Source organism: Mycolicibacterium sp. TUM20985, assembly GCF_030295745.1.
In the GTDB taxonomy this organism is placed as follows: domain Bacteria; phylum Actinomycetota; class Actinomycetes; order Mycobacteriales; family Mycobacteriaceae; genus Mycobacterium.
Window position 1 is genome coordinate 841,369 of the sequence record NZ_AP027291.1, and the last position, 18,896, is coordinate 860,264.

Genomic DNA, 18,896 nt, shown 5'->3' on the forward strand with positions numbered 1-18,896 from the left:
TGGTGTTGAAGTATTCGCCGACACCTCACTTCGATTCCACCTTCGAGCGGGGTTGACCGTAGACTGAGCCACGTCACCCACCGCCCCCAGGGAGCAGACTGATCGTGACCGCCGAGCAGATCGACCAGCCGGAAGACGAACCCAAGGAAGAGTGCGGCGTCTTCGGCGTCTGGGCTCCCGGCGAGGACGTGGCGAAGCTCACGTACTACGGGTTGTATGCCCTGCAGCACAGAGGTCAGGAAGCGGCGGGCATCGCCGTAGCCGACGGCTCCCAGGTGCTGGTGTTCAAGGATCTCGGTCTGGTCAGTCAGGTCTTCGACGAGCAGACGCTCGCCGCGATGGAGGGGCACGTCGCCGTCGGCCACTGCCGCTACTCCACGACCGGCTCCACCACGTGGGAGAACGCGCAGCCGGTGTTCCGGAACACCGCCGCGGGCACCGGTGTCGCGCTCGGCCACAACGGCAATCTGGTCAACACCACCGAACTCGCTGCCCGTGCCCGCGAGGCGGGGCTCATCGACACCCGCGGCGCCACCGCCGCCACCACCGACTCGGACATCCTGGGCGCGCTGCTCGCCCACGGTGCCGCCGACGCCACGCTGGAGCAGGCCGCGTTGGAGCTGCTGCCCACCGTCCGCGGCGCCTTCTGCCTGACGTTCATGGACGAGAACACGCTCTACGCGGCGCGGGACCCGTACGGCGTCCGGCCGCTATCGCTCGGTCGGCTGGACCGCGGTTGGGTGGTGGCCTCGGAAACCGCTGCACTCGACATCGTGGGCGCCGCGTTCGTTCGCGACATCGAGCCCGGTGAACTGCTCGCCATCGACGCCGACGGCGTCCGTTCCACCCGCTTCGCCAACCCGACGCCCAAGGGTTGCGTCTTCGAGTACGTCTACCTGGCCCGGCCCGACAGCACCATTGCCGGCCGCTCCGTGCACGCCACCCGCGTCGACATCGGCAAGCGGCTCGCCCGTGAGAGTCCGGTCGATGCCGACTTGGTGATCGGCGTGCCGGAATCCGGCATTCCCGCCGCGGTCGGATATGCCCAGGAATCGGGCATCCCCTACGGCCAAGGCTTGATGAAGAACGCCTACGTGGGTCGGACCTTCATCCAGCCGTCGCAAACCATCCGCCAACTCGGCATCAGGCTCAAGCTCAATCCGCTGAAGGAAGTCATCCGCGGCAAGCGGTTGATCGTCGTCGACGACTCGATCGTCCGCGGCAACACCCAGCGCGCGCTGATCAGGATGCTGCGGGAGGCCGGTGCCCTCGAGGTACACGTCCGGATCGCGTCTCCACCGGTGAAGTGGCCGTGCTTCTACGGCATCGACTTCGCCACCCCGGCCGAGCTGATCGCAAACGCGTCCAACGCGGGTGCCAACGAAGCGGAGATGCTCGACGCGGTGCGCCGTGCGATCGGTGCCGACAGCCTGAGCTACATCTCGCATCAAGGCATGATTTCTTCCACCGAGCAGCCCGCCTCACGCCTGTGCTCGGCCTGCTTCGACGGGGAGTACCCGATCGAGCTGCCCACTGAATCCGCACTGGGAAAGAACGTCATCGAGCACATGCTGGCGAACGCGGCCCGTACGGGCCTGCAGTCCGACAACGACAACGCCTCGGCGCTGCGTCGGCCCTAACGGTCGCTGAAAGTCATTGCGGCGCAGTCGGACTGAACCGCACCAATTGGTGACCGCCCTTGCCGAACGTGCCGTCCTCCTTCAAGGCTCGGGCCACCGAGTCGCGATAGCCGGCCAAACCGCCCTTCGGCGGCGGGATGACGGCGTCGATGTCGTGCTCGGACATCACCGCGTCGTGCTCGAGGGACTCGACCAGCGGACGGGCCAGCCCCGACGGGATCGGCGTGACGAGGCCAACCCACCAGCTGGCGATGCTCGGCGTCAACAACGGCAGCGCGATGATGACCCGCCTGCGCAGCCCCGCTTCCTCGGCGTAGATCTGCATCGCGTCGGCGTACTCGAGCACGTCCGGTCCTCCAACGTCGAACGTGCGCGACTCCGGCAGCGGTGCGTCGGCGGCCTCGGCCAGGTAGTACAAGACGTCGTCGATGGCGATCGGCTGAATCTTGTTGCGCACCCACTTCGGGGTCGTCATTACCGGCAGACGGTCGGTGAGATGGCGGACCATCTCGAACGACGCCGAACCCGAGCCGATCACGATGCCAGCCTGAAGCACGATCGTCTCCACGCTCGACGCCATCAGGATGTCGCCGACGGCGTTGCGTGACCGCAGGTGTCGCGAGAGTTCGCCCTCGGGATGAAGCCCCGACAGGTACACGATGCGACGCACTCCGGCCTTCTCGGCGGCGGCGGCGACGTTGCGCGCTGATCGCTCCTCCTCGCGGACGAAGTCCGATGACGACCCCATCGAGTGGACGAGGTAGTAGACGACGTCGACATCTTCGAATGCCGCGGTCAGCGAATCGGGATCACTGAGATCGCCCTGCACCACCTCGGCCTTGTCGCGCCACGGCGCGTCGCGTAGTTTCTCGGGCCTGCGGGCCAGCGCCCGTACGGTCTGACCGCGGTCCACCAGCAGCTCGGCGAGGTTACCGCCGATGTAGCCGGTCGCCCCCGTCACCAGTGAACGGCGAGACTCAACGTCTGACACTCCGGTCTCCGTTCATCGTTTCGTGCTCGGAAGGTATTCGGAGCAAGTTCAGGTACGGATGTCCGGCCGACGGCCTACTCAAACGGGCAGCCGGGATTCGGTACGTCCTCGGACAGGGGTTCTCCCGCCACGTTGATGTAGACCACCCACATCACGACGGGGTCTGGACCGAGGTTGCGGCCGAGGTGTACGTCGTCTGGACCACTGCCCTCGGTGATTGGTGCGCCCGACGGGTAGATGCCGTCGACCGAGCAGTCCGCCACGTCGTGGGTGAGCGTGCCCTGCCGGATCACCCCGAACACCCGGCCGGGATGCCAGTGCCATCCGGTGCTGCCACCCGGAGCGATGGTGATCTGCTTGGTGACGTAGTCGTGCCCGTCGACGGTGGCCGAGGCGAGGGTCTCTGCCTCGATGCCGACGCCGGGGGTGGCCCACGCGGGCGCCGCCAGACCCGGTGACACCAGGATGGCCGCCAGGAGGGCGGATGTCAGCCAGCGGGCGGCGCTCATGGTGGTCAGCGTGTCACACCCCCAACGGCGGCAGGTACCCTTGGGCGCGATGAGCGAGGATCAGCGAGCCGGCGACACCGGCGCCTCGTACGCATCTGCCGGGGTGGACATCGAGGCAGGTGACCGTGCGGTCGAACTGTTCAAACCGCTCGCCAAGAAGGCCACCCGGCCTGAGGTGCGGGGCGGTCTCGGCGGATTCGCGGGGCTGTTCGCACTACGGAGCGGCTACCGCGAGCCGCTGCTCGCATCCTCGACCGACGGCGTGGGTACCAAGCTCGCGATCGCCCAGGCGATGGACAAGCACGACACGGTCGGTCTGGACCTGGTGGCGATGGTCGTCGACGACCTCGTCGTGTGCGGGGCCGAACCTCTGTTCCTTCAGGACTACATCGCCGTCGGTCGCACGGTGCCCGAGCGCGTCGCCGAGATCGTCTCGGGGATCGCCGACGGCTGCGTCATGGCGGGCTGTGCACTATTGGGCGGCGAGACGGCCGAACACCCGGGCCTCATGTCACCCGATCACTACGACATCTCGGCGACCGGGGTCGGCGTGGTCGAGGCCGACGACGTACTGGGTCCCGATCGGGTCAAGCCTGGTGACGTGATCATCGCGATGGCGTCGACCGGGTTGCACTCCAACGGATATTCGCTGGCCCGCAAGGTGCTGCTGGAGATCGACCGCGGCAACCTGGCCGGCCACGTCGAGGAATTCGGACGCACGCTCGGCGAGGAGCTCCTCGAACCGACTCGCATCTACGCCAAGGACTGCCTCGCGTTGACCGCCGAGACCCAGGTGCGGACGTTCTGCCACGTCACCGGCGGCGGGCTGGCGGGCAATCTCGAGCGCGTCATCCCGAATGGGCTGAGCGCCGAACTGGACCGTGGTACCTGGACGCCGGCCCCCGTTTTCGCCATGATCGCCCAGCGCGGACGCATCGAACGCGCGGAGATGGACAAGACGTTCAACATGGGCATCGGCATGGTGGCCATCGTCGCGCCGGAGGACACCGACCGCGCTCTGGCGATCCTCACCGCCCGTCACCTGGACTGCTGGATCCTCGGCAGCGTGCACAAGGGCGGCAGGGAAAAGGCCCGCGCTCAACTGGTCGGGCAGCACCCGAGGTTCTGATCGCGGGCCGTCAGCCCGGGGCGCGAGACCCCGTCAGCGACGCCAGTCGTCGTCGTCGACCCAGCGGTCGTCGACGGGCGCATCTCCGTTGAGGATTTCCGGCTCGGGGGACCCGGAACCGCCCAGCTCCTGCTGCAACCGCTTCAAATCGGTTTGTGGAGAGCTGTACTTGAGGTCACGAGCGACCTTAGTCTGCTTCGCCTTCGCCCGGCCGCGGCCCATAAGGGACCCCCTCGCGCAATAACGGAGCGGCCCGATTAGCAGGCGGCTCCGATCTGAGTGTGTTTATCGTCCTGTCGACACTTTACCGTGCCTCACGGTCTCATGCTGGCAGGCCCGTCTCCGCGCCGAGCGCGGCGACGTGTCGTTCAACGCTGATTGCCCCGCAGACGTTCCACGGCGCGCCGGCCAGCGCCCACTTCGGCGACCACGGGCAGCGAATCGGGGTCGATCAGGGCCTTGACGGGTGTCTCGCCGCCGGTCGTCAACTCGGTGTCGGCGGGGACTCCGCGTTTGAGCAGCGCGATGGCGATGGGCCCGAGATCTACGTGGTCGACGACGGTGCCGAGCCGGCCAATCGAGCGTCCACCAGCAAGGATGGGATCCGCTGTGACCGGCCGGTCGGCAGACCCGTCCAGATGCAGCAGGACCAGCATCCGTGGCGGCTTGCCCAAGTTGTGGACCCGTGCGACGGTCTCCTGTCCGCGGTAGCAGCCCTTGTCGAGGTGCACCGCGCCGTCGCCCGGCCCTCCGATCCATCCCACCTCGTGCGGGATGGTCCGCTCGTCGGTGTCCACGCCTAGCCGGGCGCGGACCTGCGCCGCGCGACGGGCTTCGTACGCCCAGACGCCTGCAGGCCGTACCCCGGCGGCGGTGAGCCGCTCACGCCAACCGGCAGCCGTGGCTCGCGGGACCACCAGATCGACCTCGCCGGCGCGAAGCGTGCGGACGAAGCCGCCGTCCGCCAGCGGTACCGCGGAGGCCACGTCCGGCAACGCCGGAATGCCGATGGTCTCGAGGACGGCCGAATCGCTCACCTGAGGTCCGATGAGCGACAACACCGCAAGGTCCGCGGGTTCGACGACGACGTCGGCCCAGAAGATCATCTTGCGCAGATAGGCCAACAACGGCTCACCCCGCCACGGCTCGGTGTCGATGACGGTGACGCCGTCCAGTTGGGTCTGCAGCCAGTGGTCTTCGACACGGCCCTGCACGTCGAGGTTCAGGTTCTCCACGACGGCGCCGTCGGGGAGTTCACTGACGTGCTGGCTGGAGATCGTGTGCAGCCACTTCCGCCGCTCGTCGCCCGTCAGTTGGATCGACGCCCGGTGCGATCGGTCCACCACCGCAACGCCGGTCTCGGCTGCGCGTTGTTCCCCGAACGGGTCGCCGTAGTGCCACGTGGCACCGGCGTCCGGTCCGGATTCTGGTGCGGGGATGGCGGACATCCCTCCAGCGTACGGAGGGCGCCGCATTACTCTCGGGCCCCATGGCGCCCCATGGCGAGATCGTCGTCACGCTCGATGGCGCGGTCGTGTCGGCGGACCATCCGGTTGCCTTCGTCGACGACCCGCTGTTCCTCCGTGGCGACGGCGTGTTCGAGACCGTGTTGGTCCGCGACGGGCGGCCGTGCCTGCTCGAGGCGCACCTCGAGCGACTGGTGAGTTCAGCCGCGATCATCGGCCTGGCGCGGCCCGACCCTGCGCCATGGCGGGCGGTCGCGGTCGCAGCCTCGGCGCAGTGGCCCGGTGGTGGTGACGCGGTGCTGAGGTTGGTCTTGGGACGGACACGGGATGGTGGAGCGACGGGCTTCGTCGTCGTCTCGACACTGCCCGACCGCGTGCTGGTGTCACGGCGCGACGGAGTGTCTGCGATGACGCTGGAGAGCGGAGTGGCGGCGAGTGGCGTGGCGACCCCGCCGTGGTCGGTGGCGGGGGCGAAGTCGCTGTCGTACGGCGTCAACGCTGCGTCGCTGCGTCACGCCGACCGTCTCGGCGTCGGTGACGTGGTGTTGGTGAGCGCCGACGGATTCGTTCTGGAGGGGCCCCGCTCGAGCGTCGTGATTGCCGATGGCGACGGTGCATTGGCCACCCCGCCGACGACTCTGCCGATCCTCCCCGGCACCACCGTGCGGGCGGTCTTCGACGCGGCTCGCGCACGTGGCACGTGCTGCGACGAGCGACTGCTGAGAGTCGAAGATCTGGTTGCCGCACAGGGTGTTTGGCTCCTGTCGAGCGTGACTCTGGCGGCCCGCATCCACACGCTGGACGGGGCACCCCTACCTCTGTCGGGAGGGTCCGTCGACATGGCCGCACTCGTCGCCGAGGCCGTCGCGAGGGACCGCTGAAACGTCGCAAGAAAATCGGTTGTCGGTCCCTGAATTCGGGAGTACCTTCGGTTTTACACGTGAGAGGAGGTGGTCCGAGAATTTGATTAGCTCATGGACAAGTGAGGTGGCTGCCCGCTAGCAGCACCGGGTTTTTTCCAGCGTGCGCTGGCGAATTCCCAGCAGTCACCCGACCCCCGAGCCTCTCGGTCCGTCCAACCAGGAACCAACGGCTCGGGGGTTGCCCCATGTCTGGAGGTGGCGACGCCGCTGATCAGATTCCGGCGTCGTCACCGGCAACGTAGCGCCGCTCGAGTTCGCGGTAGGCGGCCTCCGCGAGCGAGTTCTGCTGGTGCAGCGAGGTCAACTGGGGTCTGCGGTCGACTTCGGCATGTGTCGCGCCGCAGTCTCATCCATCACTTCACGGAGCGCTGGTATCTCCTCGACCAGTCGAACGACGTCTTCGCGCGCTATGTGCAGCACCTCGGCCCGCCCGACCGTCGTCACGGTCGCGTTTCGAAGTTTGCCGTGGCGGACGGATTCACCGATCACCTCGCCTGGCCCGACCACGGCAACGCGGTCGCGGCCGATGTACACCCCCGCCTCGCCGCTCAGCAGGATCCAGCAGGCTTCCGAAGGAGTCTGTTCCTGGATCAGTGGCCATGGTCCGGATGTCGAGGTGTGATGCGCTGCTCGAACGAGCCGCAACAAGTCGTCGTCGGAGAACTTCTCGAAGGCGGCGAACTCACGCAACCGACGAACGTCGTCCTCGTGTCCCTTTGGATCGGCCTTCATGGAAGTTCCCCGATTCACTATGTGCCCGCGATAGCGCCGAGCTTAGCGTCTGGATTTAATCTGCAGGCCGGAACACGTACGACGGTTTGCCTGGCTAGCTCGCGGGCCCGGGTGCCTCGTCCGCGCACGCTTCTCGGGCGTTGGCCCACGTCTGTGCGTCGACCCCGGCAGGGGCGCCCGGTCCGGCCGGCGGCGTCGATACGCCGTTCTCCGCCAGACAGGAGGCGTAGGTCCCGTGGCCCGTCGACGGCGATGGGGAAGTCTGCGTGGGCGAAGCGGGAGTCTCCGAACTGCACGACGAGAGGAGCGCTGCCCCGGCAACGGCCGCGGCGAGGAATCGAGAGCGCACTAGCCGACGTGGCGCGACAGCCGCGCGGACAGATGCGGGATGAGCCCGCCGTCGGCGTCGACCCGCTCCTCGACGTAGGCCAGGTCGCCGCCCTCCACGATCCCGTACAGACGTTTCGCTCCACCGACGAGCACCCCCGACTTGCTGCGGGCGAGCGCATCGGTCGCCAACTCCCACGACGACTGATTCCGCGGGTGTCCGTAGAACAGCTCGACGTAACCGGAGGAGTGGGCCAGCAGCAATTCGATCGCCTGTGACTCGGCGGGGTCGTCCGGATCATTGACGAACCGCCAGAAGCCGGACTCGCGGAGTGAGGGCCCCTCGTATTCGCCGGATTCGGACAGCAGCCAGGAGCGGGCTTCCCAGTTCAGGTATTCGCCGCCGTCGTGCGAGACGATGATCTGCTGGCCGAAGGGATAGTCGCCGTTGGCGCCGCGTCCCGTGCCCTCGCCGCGCCACACCCCGACGAGCGGCAGCAGGGCCAGCAGCGCGTCGTTGAGGCTGACGCCCTCGCGGAGGTTCGCGGTATCGGCCGAGACGGGTAGGTCGTCGAATGACGGGACGTTCCGCGCAGCCGTGACCTTGGCGCGCTCGATGGCCGCCGCGACCGCCCGATCCGCAGAACCGGGGGCGGGCGCAGTTACTGGACCCGACGAACTCTCCGAAGCCGCTGAAGCGGTTGCCTCATCGGGGAGTTCGGGGTTCTGGTCAGCCGTCACAACTCGTCGGTGACGAGCCGGTACACCGTGTACAAGGCGAACCAGGTGATGACGACGACCGCCACGATGAGCAGAATCTCGAAGAAGAGCACCACGTCGTCGATTCTAGTTCCGCCGGGTGCGCACGACGCGACCGGGGGTTCTGGCTCGTCAGCGGTGCCCCGACCCGGCGGGGCACCGCTCGTCCGTGGAGGTCAGGCGACCTTGACGTCGACTTCGTGGATTCCCGCGCCCGACGGTGCGACGCTGGCGTCTCCATTGCCCGCGGGCGACAGGGCGCGCAGCGTCCACGTGCCCGGTGCGGCGAAGAAGCGGAAGTCACCGGTCGCCGAGGCGACGACCTCGGCGGTGAACTCGTCGGACGCGTCGAGCAGGCGCACGAACGCCCCGCCGACGGTCTGGCCGGAGCCATCGACGACACGGCCGGTGATGACCGTCTCCTTCTCCAGGTCGACGCTGGAGGGCAACGTCAGTCCTTGTTTCGGTGCAGAGCACATATCAACTTCCCAACTCGATCGGGGCCCCCACCAGGGAGCCATATTCGGTCCAACTGCCGTCGTAGTTCTTGACGTTGGTGTGTCCGAGGAGTTCCTGCAGCACGAACCAGGTGTGCGACGAGCGCTCACCGATCCGGCAGTAGGCGATGGTCTCCTTGGAGCCGTCCAGGCCTGCCTCGGCATACAGCTTCTCGAGGTCGGCGTCGGACTTGAACGTGCCGTCCTCGTTGGCCGCCTTGCTCCATGGCACGTTGATGGCACTGGGGATGTGGCCCGCGCGCTGGCTCTGCTCCTGCGGCAAATGCGCGGGCGCGAGGATCCTGCCCGAGAACTCGTCGGGGGAGCGCACGTCGACCAGGTTCTTGATGCCGATGGCGGCGATCACCTCGTCGCGGAAGGCGCGGATCTTCGTGTTCGGGGCGGCGGCCTGATACGACGTCGCCGGGCGGTTCACCGCGTCCGCGCTCAACGGGCGGGCGTCGAGCTCCCACTTCTTGCGGCCGCCGTCGAGCAGCTTGACGTCCTGGTGGCCGTACAACTTGAAGTACCAGTAGGCGTACGCCGCGAACCAGTTGTTGTTGCCACCGTAGAGGACGACGGTGTCGTCGTTGGCGATGCCCTTGTCGGACAGCAGCTTTGAGAACTGCTCCTGGTCGACGAAGTCCCGCTTCACGGGGTCCTGTAGGTCGTTGCGCCAGTCCAGCTTGACGGCGCCGGCGATATGGCCGCCGTCGTAGGCGCTGGCGTCCTCGTCGACCTCGACGAAGACGACGCCTGGCGCGTCGAGATTGCTCTCGGCCCAGTCGGCGGTGACCAGGACGTCGGAGCGTGCCATGGATGAATTCCCTTCGGTCAGTGCGATTTTCGGCGATCAGGCCGTGGTGGGTGTCTTGCGGAAACTTGCGGCGAACGGGTAGAGCTGACAGCCCAGGCAGATGCCGAAGGCGGCGTTGAGGAAGGCCGCGATCAAGGCGAACGCGGTAAGGAGGAGGCCGACCGTGGCCAGGCCGGTGGCGAAGCCGATGGCCGCGAAGGCGGCGAACACCAGCCCGACCAGCTGGGCGAACTTGAGCGGTGGCACCGGCTCCCGCTGGGTCACCGGGCCGAGCCGCGGCGCGACCACCGTGGCGAACACCCGGCCATAGGGATGCTTACGCGGGCCCCCGACCGCACCAATCGCGAAGACGACGGCCTGCAGAGCGAGCACGACGGCAGCGGCGAGGTAGCTGTACGCCGACGCGATCAGGGCGATGACGATGACCGCAGTCGTGACCCATGCGGTGAAACGCGGTCCCCGCACGTCGACCTGGTCGGGTCCGGTGGTCTCGATGGGCACGAGTCTCTCCTGCTGTTGTCACGGAACTGGGCGTGGGCATGCCAGAACGGCTGCTCCGAGGGCGACGCGACGGGCGCGAAGCTGCTTAGCAGCTACGACAACAACAGCAACAACCCGCAACGCGGCACAGATCGACTGCGCGGCGCTTGGTGAGCCGAAGCTCGAGGCGGGTGTACACGACCGACAGCGTACCCAATGACATGGTCGTCAGGCCAATAGTGGTTGGAGAGCCGACCGCAGGTCAGCGGCCTTGGGCACGCCCGAGCTGCGGTACCGCTGTCGACCGTCGGCGTCGAAGATGAACGTGGTCGGCAGCGACATGACCGAAAGCTGCCGCGCGAGGGACGGATTGGCGTCCAAATCGATCTCGACGTGGGCCACCCGCGGAAGCTCGGCGCAGACGTCGTCGACCACCCGTCGCACCCCGGCGCACGGTCCGCACCAGTTCGCGCTGAAGTGCACTATCGCGGGCGCACCTGCGGGCAGTCCCAGCTCGGAAGCCTCCGCGGTGGCGGGAGAGGCTTCGCTGCTGCGGAGCACACCCTCACGCTTGGTGAGCAGGCGTCCGATCACGATCGCCACCGCTAAAGCCGCCACGAGCACCCCGATCACGACCGGAAGTGAGGCATTCATCCGCATCGTCTGTTCTTCGTGCAAGCGCTCATCTTTGCCTAAACCCATCGAGGGCCACCGTTACTCCCGTGGTGATGCCTTCGATGATGATGTCCGAGCCGCGCGCGCCCTCGGTGGTGGGCGCGATGCCGAACGGGAGCTTCATCCCTGGCATCCTGCTGCCGAACGCCGCGAGGACGGCCGCCTTCTTGTCGTCGGGCACCGCCTCGTCGGCCGTCCCGGGACCCGTCAGCACGTCGGTCGCGGTGAACACCAGCGTGGTCTCGTCGTCGTCTGGTGTCGACAGGTCGACCGCCACGCTGACCCGCTCGCTGAACCCCGCAGCGGTGGGTGTTCCGGTGAACACCAGTCCCTGACTCCCCGAGATACCCGATTCCGTCGTCCCGCCGGTGGCGTCGTTCGTCTCCTTGGGTGGCGCTTCGACGAGCAGGTCCTTGATGCCCATGAAGCGCCCCACGTGCGTCGAGTCGACGATGAGGCGGCTCTCCAGCTTGCCGACCGGGAGCGTGGAATCCGGGCCGATGAGCCAGGAGGTCCCCGTCAGGTCGACGTTGTGCAGGGTTGCCTCGATCGAGGCCTTGCCGACTATCGCGTTGTCCACCCCGCCGGCTCGGATCTCCACCTCCTTGAAGTCGTGGCCTCTCGCCTGGGTGATGAAGGGGAACCCCAGAATGCCCACCCAGGGGTCGAAGGGCAGGTCGTTGGCGGTGCGTACGCTGCGCGCCCACCGGAACTCGGCGTAGATGGCGGTGCCGAAGTCGGCGCCGAGGCCGCCGACGGCGAGGGTCGTCACCGTGGCGACGAGTCCGATCAGCAGCTTGCGCACTCGGACATTCTGGCCCACGGGAACCCCGCGGCGGGAGGCAGCGGAGCGCCGGGGGATGGACCGGCAGCGCTCAGCGCGGCTAATTAGCAGGTTGCACGCTATCGTTATGCCAGCGTCGGCCGGTAACGGCGGCGTGTCCGCCATGAATCTGGGACATTGCCCGGACACCGACGTCAGGTGATCTTCCCGAAACACGCTGGAGGACCCGTTGGATCTTTTGCTACTGACCGTCGACCCACACCCCGAGTCGGTCCTGCCGTCGTTGGCGCTGCTGGCGCACAACGTCCGGTCCGCACCCACCGAGGTGTCTTCGCTGTTGGAGGCGGGCAGCGCGGACGTGGCGATCGTCGATGCCCGAACCGATCTTGCCGCAGCCCGAGGGCTGTGCCGGCTGCTGGGCACCACCGGGACGTCGGTACCGGTCGTCGCCGTCGTGAACGAAGGCGGTCTGGTCGCCGTGAACGTCGAGTGGGGTCTCGACGAGATTCTGCTGCCCAGCACGGGCCCCGCCGAGATCGACGCCCGGCTGCGGCTGATCGTCGGACGCCGCGGCGGTGCCGCCGACCAGGAAAGTGCAGGCAAGGTCAACCTCGGCGAACTCGTCATCGACGAGGGCACCTACACCGCCCGGCTGCGAGGCAGGCCACTCGACCTCACGTACAAGGAGTTCGAGCTGCTGAAGTATCTGGCACAGCACGCCGGCCGGGTCTTCACCAGGGCGCAACTTCTCCAAGAGGTGTGGGGCTACGACTTCTTCGGTGGCACCCGCACCGTCGACGTCCACGTCCGACGACTCCGCGCCAAGCTCGGCCCCGAATACGAATCGCTGATCGGCACCGTTCGCAACGTCGGATACAAGGCCGTGCGGCCCGCGCGAGGCCGTCCGCCCCTTCCCGACCACGACCCCAATGAATTCGACGACGCGGACGCCTACGGCGACGACTCCGCGGGCTTCACCGAGGCCCTGAGCGACCCACTTCGTATGCAGTGAACGAAATCTTTTGGCGGACAACGCTTTCGGAGGATGAACAGCATCGCACCAGGAGCCTCTTCGAGGCCGCCGGCGCGGTGGACGGCACTTCGCCCGTTGGTGACCAGGTGCTTCGTGAACTGTCTCACGACCGCACCGGGCACCTGGTCGCCATGGCCGACGGCGCCATCGTCGGCTACCTGAACCTGGTGCGGCCGGATCAGGACGCACCCGCGATGGCCGAGGTGGCCGTCCATCCCGACGCACGCCGACGGGGAATCGGAGCGGCGCTGATCCGTGCCGGCCTCGCCGAGGGCGGCCCCGGCGCCCGCGTCTGGGCGCACGGCAACCTCGCGTCGGCCAAGGCCACGGCCGGCGCGCTCGACCTCGTCGCGGTCCGCGAACTGCTGCAAATGCGGAGATCGCTACGTGACCTCCCGCCGGTGCCGGCTCCCGAGGGAATCGTGCTGCGGACCTACGCCGGGCCCACCGACGACGCGGAGCTGCTCAGGGTCAACAATGCGGCCTTCGCCTGGCACCCGGAGCAGGGCGGCTGGACCGAAGCCGACCTCGCCGAGCGGCGCGGCGAACCCTGGTTCGACCCCGAGGGGCTGTTCCTGGCGTTCGACTCGGAGACCGGCGGGCTGCTGGGGTTTCACTGGACGAAGGTGCATGGCCCCGACCTCGGAGGGCAGGAGCGAAGCGACCCGGGAAGTCGGCTCGGCGAGGTGTACGTCGTGGGCGTCGATCCGAGGGCCCAGGGACGCGGGTTGGGAGCGACGCTGACCCTGGTCGGTCTGCACCACCTCGCAGAGCGGCTCGGGGCGGATGCCGAGGTGGCCCTTTACGTCGAGGCAGATAACTCAGCCGCCGTGAAGACCTATCGGCGGCTGGATTTCGAAGTGTTTGCCGCGGACGTGGCGTACACCCGTCGTTAGCCCCTCAGCTGTGAAATCGCTGAGGCTGTTCACCGCTCGTTCACCTTTCGTCCGCGATCCGTCCACCGGGGCCGCATACGTTGCCGTGGAGTCCTGAGGCAGACAAAACCGAAAGTGGGATCAGTGAAGCTCAATAGTTTTGGCAAGGGTGTCGGCACTCCGGTGCTGGCTCTGTCGGCGGCGGTACTCGCCACCATGACGATGACCGCGTGCGGCAGTGACAACAACGCCGGAACATCATCGTCGAGCTCTGCGTCGGGATCGTCATCCTCCTCCGCAGCGGCCGACTGCGGCGGCAAGGCCACCCTGACGGCTGAGGGCTCCACGGCTCAGCAGAATGCGATCGCCGAATTCAACAAGGCCTGGGGCGAGGTCTGCTCGGGCAAGTCTCTGTCGTACAACCCCACCGGTTCCGGCGCGGGTGTGACGCAGTTCCTGGCCAAGCAGGTCGACTTTGCAGGCTCGGATTCCGCACTCGCCGAGGACCAGGTCGCGCCGGCCGCCGAGCGCTGCGCCGGAAACCCGGCATGGAACCTGCCCCTGGTGTTCGGTCCGGTCGCGATGGCCTACAACATCGAGGGCGTCGACAAGCTGGTCGTGAACGCCGACGTGCTGGCCAAGGTCTTCACCGGGGCAATCACCAAGTGGAACGACCCGGCCATCGCCGCGCTCAACAGCGACGCCACGCTGCCGGACACGGCGATCACACCGATCTACCGCTCGGATTCCTCGGGCACCACCGACAACTTCCAGAGGTACCTCACCGCCGCCGCGCCGCAGACCTGGACGAAGGGTGCGGGCAAGGAGTTCCAGGGCGGCGCGGGTGAGGGCGCCCAGAAGTCGTCCGGCGTCGTCCAGGCCGTCCAGGCCACGCCCGGTTCGATCGGCTACGTCGAGAAGAGCCCGGCCGCCGCGGCGAACCTGCCGTTCGCGCAGATCGATAGCGGTGCCGGTGCGGTCGAACTGACCGACGACTCGACGGCGAAGGCCGTCGGCGACGCCAAGTTCAAGGCCGAGGGCATGGACCTGACGCTCGACCTGGACGCGCTGTACGCGTCCAAGGAAGCGGGCGCCTACCCGCTGATGCTGGCCACGTACGAGATCGTCTGCTCCAAGGGCTACGACGCCGACACCGCCGCCGCGGTGAAGTCATTCCTGACTGCCGCGGCGAACCAGGGTCAGGCGAACCTGTCCGCGGCCGGATTCGTTCCGCTGCCGGACACTTTCAAGGAGCGTCTGCTCAAGTCCGTCGACGCAATTGCATAGTTGGTTGGCGTAGCGCCACCAACGCGGTGAGGATGGGTTCTGGAACCAATGACCGACAACGGGATAACAGTGACGACACCGAACCCCACCGGTGCGGGATCGGGCGAAGTGATCGCCTCGCCCTTTCCCGCTCCGGAACCCATCTCCACCAACCCCTCCAGGGGCGGGAAGGTACGCCTGGGTGACCGGATCTTCGGCGGTCTCGCCAAGGGTGCGGGCATCCTCATCGTCGTCCTCATCGGGGCGATCGCGGTGTTCCTGCTCTGGCGGGCCATCCCCGCTCTGGCCCGCAATACGGCGAACTTCTTCACCTACGGCGGCAACTGGGTCACCACGGACACCTCGGCGATGCAGTTCGGCATCCTCGACCTGCTCCAGGTGACGGTCTTCGTCTCGCTGTTCGCCTTGTTCCTAGCCATGCCGATCGCCCTCGGCATCGCCATCTTCCTGACGCAGTACTCCCCGCGGCGTCTCGCCGGCCCGCTGGCGTACGTGGTCGACCTGTTGGCGGCGGTGCCGTCGATCGTCTACGGCGTCTGGGGACTGTACGTACTCGCGCCCGTGCTCAAGCCGGTGGCGATGTGGCTCAACTCCGAGCTGGGCTGGTTGTTCCTGTTCAAGACCGGCACGGCGTCGGTCGCCGGCGGCGGCACCGTGTTCACCGCGGGCATCGTGCTGGCCGTCATGATCCTGCCGATCATCACGGCCGTCTCCCGCGAGGTGTTCATTCAGACGCCGCGGGGTCAGATCGAGGCCGCCCTCGCCCTCGGTGCCACGCGGTGGGAGGTCGTCAGGACGACGGTGCTGCCGTTCGGTCTATCGGGCTACATCAGCGGCGCGATGCTCGGCCTCGGTCGTGCGCTTGGTGAAACCATTGCGCTGCTGATCATCCTGCGCGGCACGCAGACCGCATTCGGATGGTCGCTGTTTGACGGCGGCTACACCTTCGCGAGCAAGATTGCCTCCGCGGCAAGCGAATTCAACGATCAGTACAAGGCGGGCGCTTATATCGCGGCTGGCCTGGTGCTGTTCATCCTCACGTTCGTGGTGAACTCCGCGGCCCGCGCCGCAGTCGCCGGAAGAGGTGCCAAGGCATGACCACCACACTCGATCCACCCGTCAAGGCGCCCACCTTCCAGGGCGTCAGCTCCCGAAGGAAGCTCACCAACAACGCTGCGACGGTTTTGGTCTCGGCATCGGTGTTGGTGGCGCTGGTCCCGCTGATCTGGGTGCTCTACTCCGTGATCAGCAAGGGCCTCGCCGCTGTCACCGCCGCGAATTGGTTCACCAACTCACAGGCCGGAACGACGGCCTTCTCGGCGGGTGGTGGCGTCTACCACGCCGTCATGGGCACGCTATTGCAAGGCTTGGTCTGCTCGATCATCTCGATCCCCATCGGCGTGATGGTCGCGGTGTACCTCGTCGAGTACGGCGGTGGAACGCGGCTGGGCAAGATCACGACCTTCATGGTCGACATCCTCACGGGTGTGCCGTCGATCGTCGCGGCGCTGTTCATCTATGCACTGTGGGTCGCAACGCTGGGGTTCGAGCGGTCGGGGTTCGCCGTCTCGCTGGCCCTGGTGCTGCTCATGATCCCGGTCATCGTGCGGGCCACGGAAGAGATGCTGCGCATCGTGCCGATGGATCTCCGCGAGGCGAGTTATGCACTGGGCGTGCCGAAGTGGAAGACCATCGTCCGCATCGTCATACCGACGGCGCTGTCGGGCATCGTGACCGGCATCATGCTCGCGCTGGCCCGCGTGATGGGCGAGACCGCGCCATTGCTGATCCTGGTCGGTTATGCCGCGTCCATCAACTTCGACATGTTCGGCGGCTTCATGGGCTCGCTCCCCGGCATGATGTACGACCAGATTTCCGCCGGTGCCGGCTCCAACCCGATCCCCACCGACCGGATGTGGGGCGCCGCCCTCACGCTGGTCCTCCTGATCGCCATTCTCAACGTCGGGGCGCGACTCGTCTCGAAGATCTTTTCCCCCAAGAAGGTTTAGGAGTTTCCCGTGGCCAAGCGCCTCGATCTCAAAGACGTCAACATCTACTACGGGTCATTCCACGCGGTGGCCGACGTGGCGCTGTCTGTGCAACCGCGCAGCGTGACGGCGTTCATTGGTCCGTCGGGCTGCGGAAAGTCCACCGTGTTGCGGACGCTCAACCGGATGCACGAAGTCATTCCCGGTGCGCGCGTGGAGGGTTCGGTGCTCCTTGACGGCGAGGACATCTACGGGGCCGGCGTTGATCCCGTCGGTGTCCGCAAGACCATCGGCATGGTGTTCCAGCGGCCGAATCCCTTTCCCACCATGTCAATCCGCGACAACGTGGTGGCCGGGCTGAAGTTGCAGGGCAGGCACAGCAAGAAGGCGCTCGACGAAGTGGCCGAGCGTTCACTCAAGGGTGCCAACCTGTGGAACGAGGTCAAGGACCGGCTGGAGAAGCCCGGCGGCGGGTTGTCCGGTGGCCAGCAGCAGCGGCTGTGCATCGCCCGCGCGATAGCGGTGCAACCCGACGTCCTGCTGATGGACGAGCCGTGCTCGGCGCTGGACCCGATCTCGACGCTGGCGATCGAAGATCTCATCGCGGAGTTGAAGCAGGACTTCACGATCGTCATCGTCACGCACAACATGCAGCAGGCCGCCCGGGTGAGCGATCAGACCGCGTTCTTCAACCTCGAGGCGACGGGCAAGCCGGGCAAGTTGGTTGAGATCGACGACACCGAGAAGATCTTCTCCAACCCGACGCAGAAGGCCACCGAGGACTACATCTCCGGCCGCTTCGGCTAGGGCGCCAGCACCACCCGCGTGCCCGACGGCCCCGTTGCCGTCCACGCTCGTTCGACGTGAGCCAACGGTCTGGACTCCACCGGGAGGTGCAGCTGGCCAGACGCGACCAGGGTGAACGGCTTTGGCACGGCGTCGATGCGCATGCGCCCGAGAACGTCGGGCTGGACGCTGGCGAGCCCTACGCCGCTGATGGTGATGCCGACGACGCTCTCGGGGCGGCCGCCCGGACCGGCCAGCTGAAGGGCACCGTGTCCAAGCACGTGCAAGGACTAGTCGAGGCGCCCACCGGCAGGTGCGCGACGAGATGTCGCGCTAAGTGCAGGACTTCCTGCAGGCCTACCGCAATGCCGAGCGCCAGGTCGTGGCGGCCTTTTTGCGCGATCTGCTGTCGGCCAGGAGGAACGGCGTGCGGATCGCCCGTCACTGAGGCGCGGGAACGGATTCTTCGTCGGGGAAGCGGCCGGTGACCTGGAAGATGACGCGTCGTGCCACCTCGACGGCATGATCGGCGAAGCGCTCGTAGAAGCGGCTCAGCAGCGTGACGTCGACCGCCGCGGTGACGCCGTGCCTCCAGTCGCGGTCCATCAGCACCGAGAACAGGTGGCGGTGCAGATCGTCCATCGCGTCATCTTCTTCACGGATCCGCGCGGCCTTCTCCGGGTCACGGGTGACCAGTACCTCTTGGGCGCTAGTGCCCAATTCGACGGCTACCCGGCCCATCTCGGCGAAGTACCCGTTGACTTCCTCGGGCAACGCGTGCTGAGGATGACGTCGACGGGCGATCTTCGCGACGTGTAGCGCCAGAGCGCCCATCCGGTCGACGTCGGCGACGATCTGGATGGAGCTGACGATGGCGCGGAGGTCACCGGCGACGGGCGCCTGCAGGGCCAGCAGCACGAACGCGGCTTCCTCGGCCCGTGCGCTCATCGCCGCGATCTGCTCGTGGTCGGTGATGACCTGCTCGGCGAGGACGAGATCGGCCTGCAGCAGTGCCTGAGTGGCCCGCTCCATGGCCAAGCCGGCAAGTCTGCACATTTCGCCGAGCTGGTCGGTCAGGGCAGCCAGCTGCTCATGGTAGGCGGTACGCATGTAAGAAGCCTATCGCCTGGGCATGACGATCGTCACGACCAACCGGGTGAACGAACGGTGAATGCCACCTGCCACGACGGGGCGAACG

The 18,896-nt window shown here is 67.1% G+C and carries 23 protein-coding genes and 1 pseudogene; 10 read left to right on the forward strand and 14 right to left on the reverse strand.

The window, feature by feature from the left end; genetic code table 11:
* Positions 1-104 precede the first annotated feature (104 nt).
* Positions 105-1,640: an amidophosphoribosyltransferase gene (purF, locus tag QUE68_RS04065; protein ID WP_284232714.1), complete on the forward strand. Its 1,536-nt coding sequence runs from the start codon at positions 105-107 to the stop codon at positions 1,638-1,640.
* 13 nt (positions 1,641-1,653) lie between these two features.
* Here purF and QUE68_RS04070 read toward each other — a convergent pair whose 3' ends face one another.
* Both QUE68_RS04070 and QUE68_RS04075 read right to left on the reverse strand, forming a co-directional pair.
* Positions 1,654-2,631: an NAD(P)H-binding protein gene (locus QUE68_RS04070; RefSeq protein ID WP_284224687.1), complete on the reverse strand. Its 978-nt coding sequence runs from the start codon at positions 2,629-2,631 to the stop codon at positions 1,654-1,656.
* A 74-nt stretch (positions 2,632-2,705) separates the two neighbouring features.
* Entirely contained in the window at positions 2,706-3,140 is a 435-nt protein-coding gene (locus QUE68_RS04075; RefSeq protein ID WP_284224688.1) for a cupin domain-containing protein, read from the reverse strand.
* A gap of 49 nt (positions 3,141-3,189) precedes the next feature.
* Between QUE68_RS04075 and purM the strand changes: the two genes are divergently transcribed.
* Positions 3,190-4,269, forward strand: coding sequence for a phosphoribosylformylglycinamidine cyclo-ligase (gene purM, locus QUE68_RS04080; RefSeq protein ID WP_284232716.1), 1,080 nt, complete (start codon positions 3,190-3,192; stop codon positions 4,267-4,269).
* 33 nt (positions 4,270-4,302) lie between these two features.
* Here the strand turns inward: purM and QUE68_RS04085 are convergent, their stop codons facing one another.
* The gene (locus tag QUE68_RS04085; protein WP_284224690.1) at positions 4,303-4,491 is read right to left on the reverse strand and encodes a DUF3073 domain-containing protein; all 189 of its coding nucleotides are present in this window, start codon (positions 4,489-4,491) and stop codon (positions 4,303-4,305) included.
* Positions 4,492-4,637: 146 nt separating this feature from the next.
* Positions 4,638-5,717 carry a CAF17-like 4Fe-4S cluster assembly/insertion protein YgfZ gene (ygfZ, locus tag QUE68_RS04090; protein WP_284232718.1) on the reverse strand — a complete coding sequence of 360 codons (1,080 nt, stop codon included), beginning with the start codon at positions 5,715-5,717 and terminating at the stop codon, positions 4,638-4,640.
* Between the two features lie 41 nt (positions 5,718-5,758).
* Between ygfZ and QUE68_RS04095 the strand changes: the two genes are divergently transcribed.
* Positions 5,759-6,616: an aminodeoxychorismate lyase gene (locus tag QUE68_RS04095; protein WP_454786420.1), complete on the forward strand. Its 858-nt coding sequence runs from the start codon at positions 5,759-5,761 to the stop codon at positions 6,614-6,616.
* A gap of 342 nt (positions 6,617-6,958) precedes the next feature.
* On the opposite strand, the gene QUE68_RS04100 is transcribed toward QUE68_RS04095, so the two are convergent.
* The 8 genes from QUE68_RS04100 to lmeA form a co-directional block, all read right to left on the reverse strand.
* On the reverse strand, positions 6,959-7,390 hold the full coding sequence (locus tag QUE68_RS04100) for a Crp/Fnr family transcriptional regulator (RefSeq protein WP_284224693.1): 432 nt from the start codon (positions 7,388-7,390) through the stop codon (positions 6,959-6,961).
* 348 nt (positions 7,391-7,738) lie between these two features.
* Positions 7,739-8,335 (reverse strand): heme-binding beta-barrel domain-containing protein, encoded by a 597-nt coding sequence (locus tag QUE68_RS04110; protein WP_284230666.1) that lies wholly within the window; start codon positions 8,333-8,335, stop codon positions 7,739-7,741.
* 317 nt (positions 8,336-8,652) lie between these two features.
* Complete coding sequence (locus QUE68_RS04115; RefSeq protein ID WP_029113174.1) at positions 8,653-8,955, reverse strand: DUF1416 domain-containing protein; 303 nt, start codon at positions 8,953-8,955, stop codon at positions 8,653-8,655.
* Position 8,956: 1 nt separating this feature from the next.
* Positions 8,957-9,790 (reverse strand): sulfurtransferase, encoded by an 834-nt coding sequence (locus QUE68_RS04120; RefSeq protein WP_284232720.1) that lies wholly within the window; start codon positions 9,788-9,790, stop codon positions 8,957-8,959.
* Between the two features lie 36 nt (positions 9,791-9,826).
* Positions 9,827-10,285 (reverse strand): DUF4395 domain-containing protein, encoded by a 459-nt coding sequence (locus tag QUE68_RS04125; protein ID WP_454786453.1) that lies wholly within the window; start codon positions 10,283-10,285, stop codon positions 9,827-9,829.
* Between the two features lie 91 nt (positions 10,286-10,376).
* Entirely contained in the window at positions 10,377-10,493 is a 117-nt protein-coding gene (locus tag QUE68_RS29460) for an Ms5788A family Cys-rich leader peptide (protein WP_349816657.1), read from the reverse strand.
* Positions 10,494-10,498: 5 nt separating this feature from the next.
* Positions 10,499-10,924 (reverse strand): thioredoxin family protein, encoded by a 426-nt coding sequence (locus QUE68_RS04130; protein WP_284234673.1) that lies wholly within the window; start codon positions 10,922-10,924, stop codon positions 10,499-10,501.
* A gap of 28 nt (positions 10,925-10,952) precedes the next feature.
* Positions 10,953-11,768: a mannan chain length control protein LmeA gene (lmeA, locus tag QUE68_RS04135; RefSeq protein ID WP_284232723.1), complete on the reverse strand. Its 816-nt coding sequence runs from the start codon at positions 11,766-11,768 to the stop codon at positions 10,953-10,955.
* A 190-nt stretch (positions 11,769-11,958) separates the two neighbouring features.
* On the opposite strand from lmeA, the gene QUE68_RS04140 reads away from it, so the two are divergent.
* From QUE68_RS04140 to pstB, 6 genes are all read left to right on the forward strand, one after another.
* The gene (locus QUE68_RS04140; protein ID WP_284232725.1) at positions 11,959-12,741 is read left to right on the forward strand and encodes a winged helix-turn-helix transcriptional regulator; all 783 of its coding nucleotides are present in this window, start codon (positions 11,959-11,961) and stop codon (positions 12,739-12,741) included.
* On the forward strand, positions 12,738-13,658 hold the full coding sequence (gene mshD, locus QUE68_RS04145) for a mycothiol synthase (protein WP_284232726.1): 921 nt from the start codon (positions 12,738-12,740) through the stop codon (positions 13,656-13,658). The genes QUE68_RS04140 and mshD overlap by 4 nt, the downstream gene beginning before the upstream one ends.
* A gap of 123 nt (positions 13,659-13,781) precedes the next feature.
* Entirely contained in the window at positions 13,782-14,924 is a 1,143-nt protein-coding gene (gene pstS / locus QUE68_RS04150; protein WP_284232727.1) for a phosphate ABC transporter substrate-binding protein PstS, read from the forward strand.
* 48 nt (positions 14,925-14,972) lie between these two features.
* Positions 14,973-16,022, forward strand: a complete 1,050-nt coding sequence (gene pstC / locus QUE68_RS04155; RefSeq protein WP_284224702.1) for a phosphate ABC transporter permease subunit PstC — start codon at positions 14,973-14,975, stop codon at positions 16,020-16,022.
* Complete coding sequence (gene pstA, locus QUE68_RS04160) at positions 16,019-16,933, forward strand: phosphate ABC transporter permease PstA (RefSeq protein ID WP_284224703.1); 915 nt, start codon at positions 16,019-16,021, stop codon at positions 16,931-16,933. Before pstC ends, pstA begins: the two co-directional genes overlap by 4 nt.
* A 9-nt stretch (positions 16,934-16,942) precedes the next feature.
* Complete coding sequence (gene pstB, locus QUE68_RS04165) at positions 16,943-17,719, forward strand: phosphate ABC transporter ATP-binding protein PstB (protein ID WP_284224704.1); 777 nt, start codon at positions 16,943-16,945, stop codon at positions 17,717-17,719.
* Here pstB and QUE68_RS04170 read toward each other — a convergent pair.
* Positions 17,716-17,979 (reverse strand): hypothetical protein, encoded by a 264-nt coding sequence (locus tag QUE68_RS04170; protein WP_284232729.1) that lies wholly within the window; start codon positions 17,977-17,979, stop codon positions 17,716-17,718. The two genes, pstB and QUE68_RS04170, sit on opposite strands and share 4 nt — an antisense overlap.
* Between QUE68_RS04170 and QUE68_RS29465 the strand changes: the two are divergent.
* A pseudogene (locus QUE68_RS29465) lies at positions 17,929-18,146 on the forward strand (transcriptional regulator); the annotation flags it as partial. The gene QUE68_RS04170 and the pseudogene QUE68_RS29465 sit on opposite strands and share 51 nt — an antisense overlap.
* Here QUE68_RS29465 and phoU read toward each other — a convergent pair.
* Positions 18,140-18,808 carry a phosphate signaling complex protein PhoU gene (gene phoU, locus QUE68_RS04175; protein WP_284232731.1) on the reverse strand — a complete coding sequence of 223 codons (669 nt, stop codon included), beginning with the start codon at positions 18,806-18,808 and terminating at the stop codon, positions 18,140-18,142. The pseudogene QUE68_RS29465 and the gene phoU sit on opposite strands and share 7 nt — an antisense overlap.
* Positions 18,809-18,896 lie beyond the last annotated feature (88 nt).

Coding starts and splice junctions, on each gene's coding strand:
- QUE68_RS04075 (WP_284224688.1), bottom strand. CDS start 3,140: ATGAGCGCCGCCCGCTGGCTGACATCCGCCCTCCTGGCGGCCATCCTG.
- purM (WP_284232716.1), top strand. CDS start 3,190: ATGAGCGAGGATCAGCGAGCCGGCGACACCGGCGCCTCGTACGCATCT.
- QUE68_RS04085 (WP_284224690.1), bottom strand. CDS start 4,491: ATGGGCCGCGGCCGGGCGAAGGCGAAGCAGACTAAGGTCGCTCGTGAC.
- ygfZ (WP_284232718.1), bottom strand. CDS start 5,717: ATGTCCGCCATCCCCGCACCAGAATCCGGACCGGACGCCGGTGCCACG.
- QUE68_RS04095 (WP_454786420.1), top strand. CDS start 5,759: ATGGCGCCCCATGGCGAGATCGTCGTCACGCTCGATGGCGCGGTCGTG.
- QUE68_RS04100 (WP_284224693.1), bottom strand. CDS start 7,390: ATGAAGGCCGATCCAAAGGGACACGAGGACGACGTTCGTCGGTTGCGT.
- QUE68_RS04115 (WP_029113174.1), bottom strand. CDS start 8,955: ATGTGCTCTGCACCGAAACAAGGACTGACGTTGCCCTCCAGCGTCGAC.
- QUE68_RS04120 (WP_284232720.1), bottom strand. CDS start 9,790: ATGGCACGCTCCGACGTCCTGGTCACCGCCGACTGGGCCGAGAGCAAT.
- QUE68_RS29460 (WP_349816657.1), bottom strand. CDS start 10,493: ATGTCATTGGGTACGCTGTCGGTCGTGTACACCCGCCTCGAGCTTCGG.
- QUE68_RS04130 (WP_284234673.1), bottom strand. CDS start 10,924: ATGAATGCCTCACTTCCGGTCGTGATCGGGGTGCTCGTGGCGGCTTTA.
- pstC (WP_284224702.1), top strand. CDS start 14,973: ATGACCGACAACGGGATAACAGTGACGACACCGAACCCCACCGGTGCG.
- pstA (WP_284224703.1), top strand. CDS start 16,019: ATGACCACCACACTCGATCCACCCGTCAAGGCGCCCACCTTCCAGGGC.
- phoU (WP_284232731.1), bottom strand. CDS start 18,808: ATGCGTACCGCCTACCATGAGCAGCTGGCTGCCCTGACCGACCAGCTC.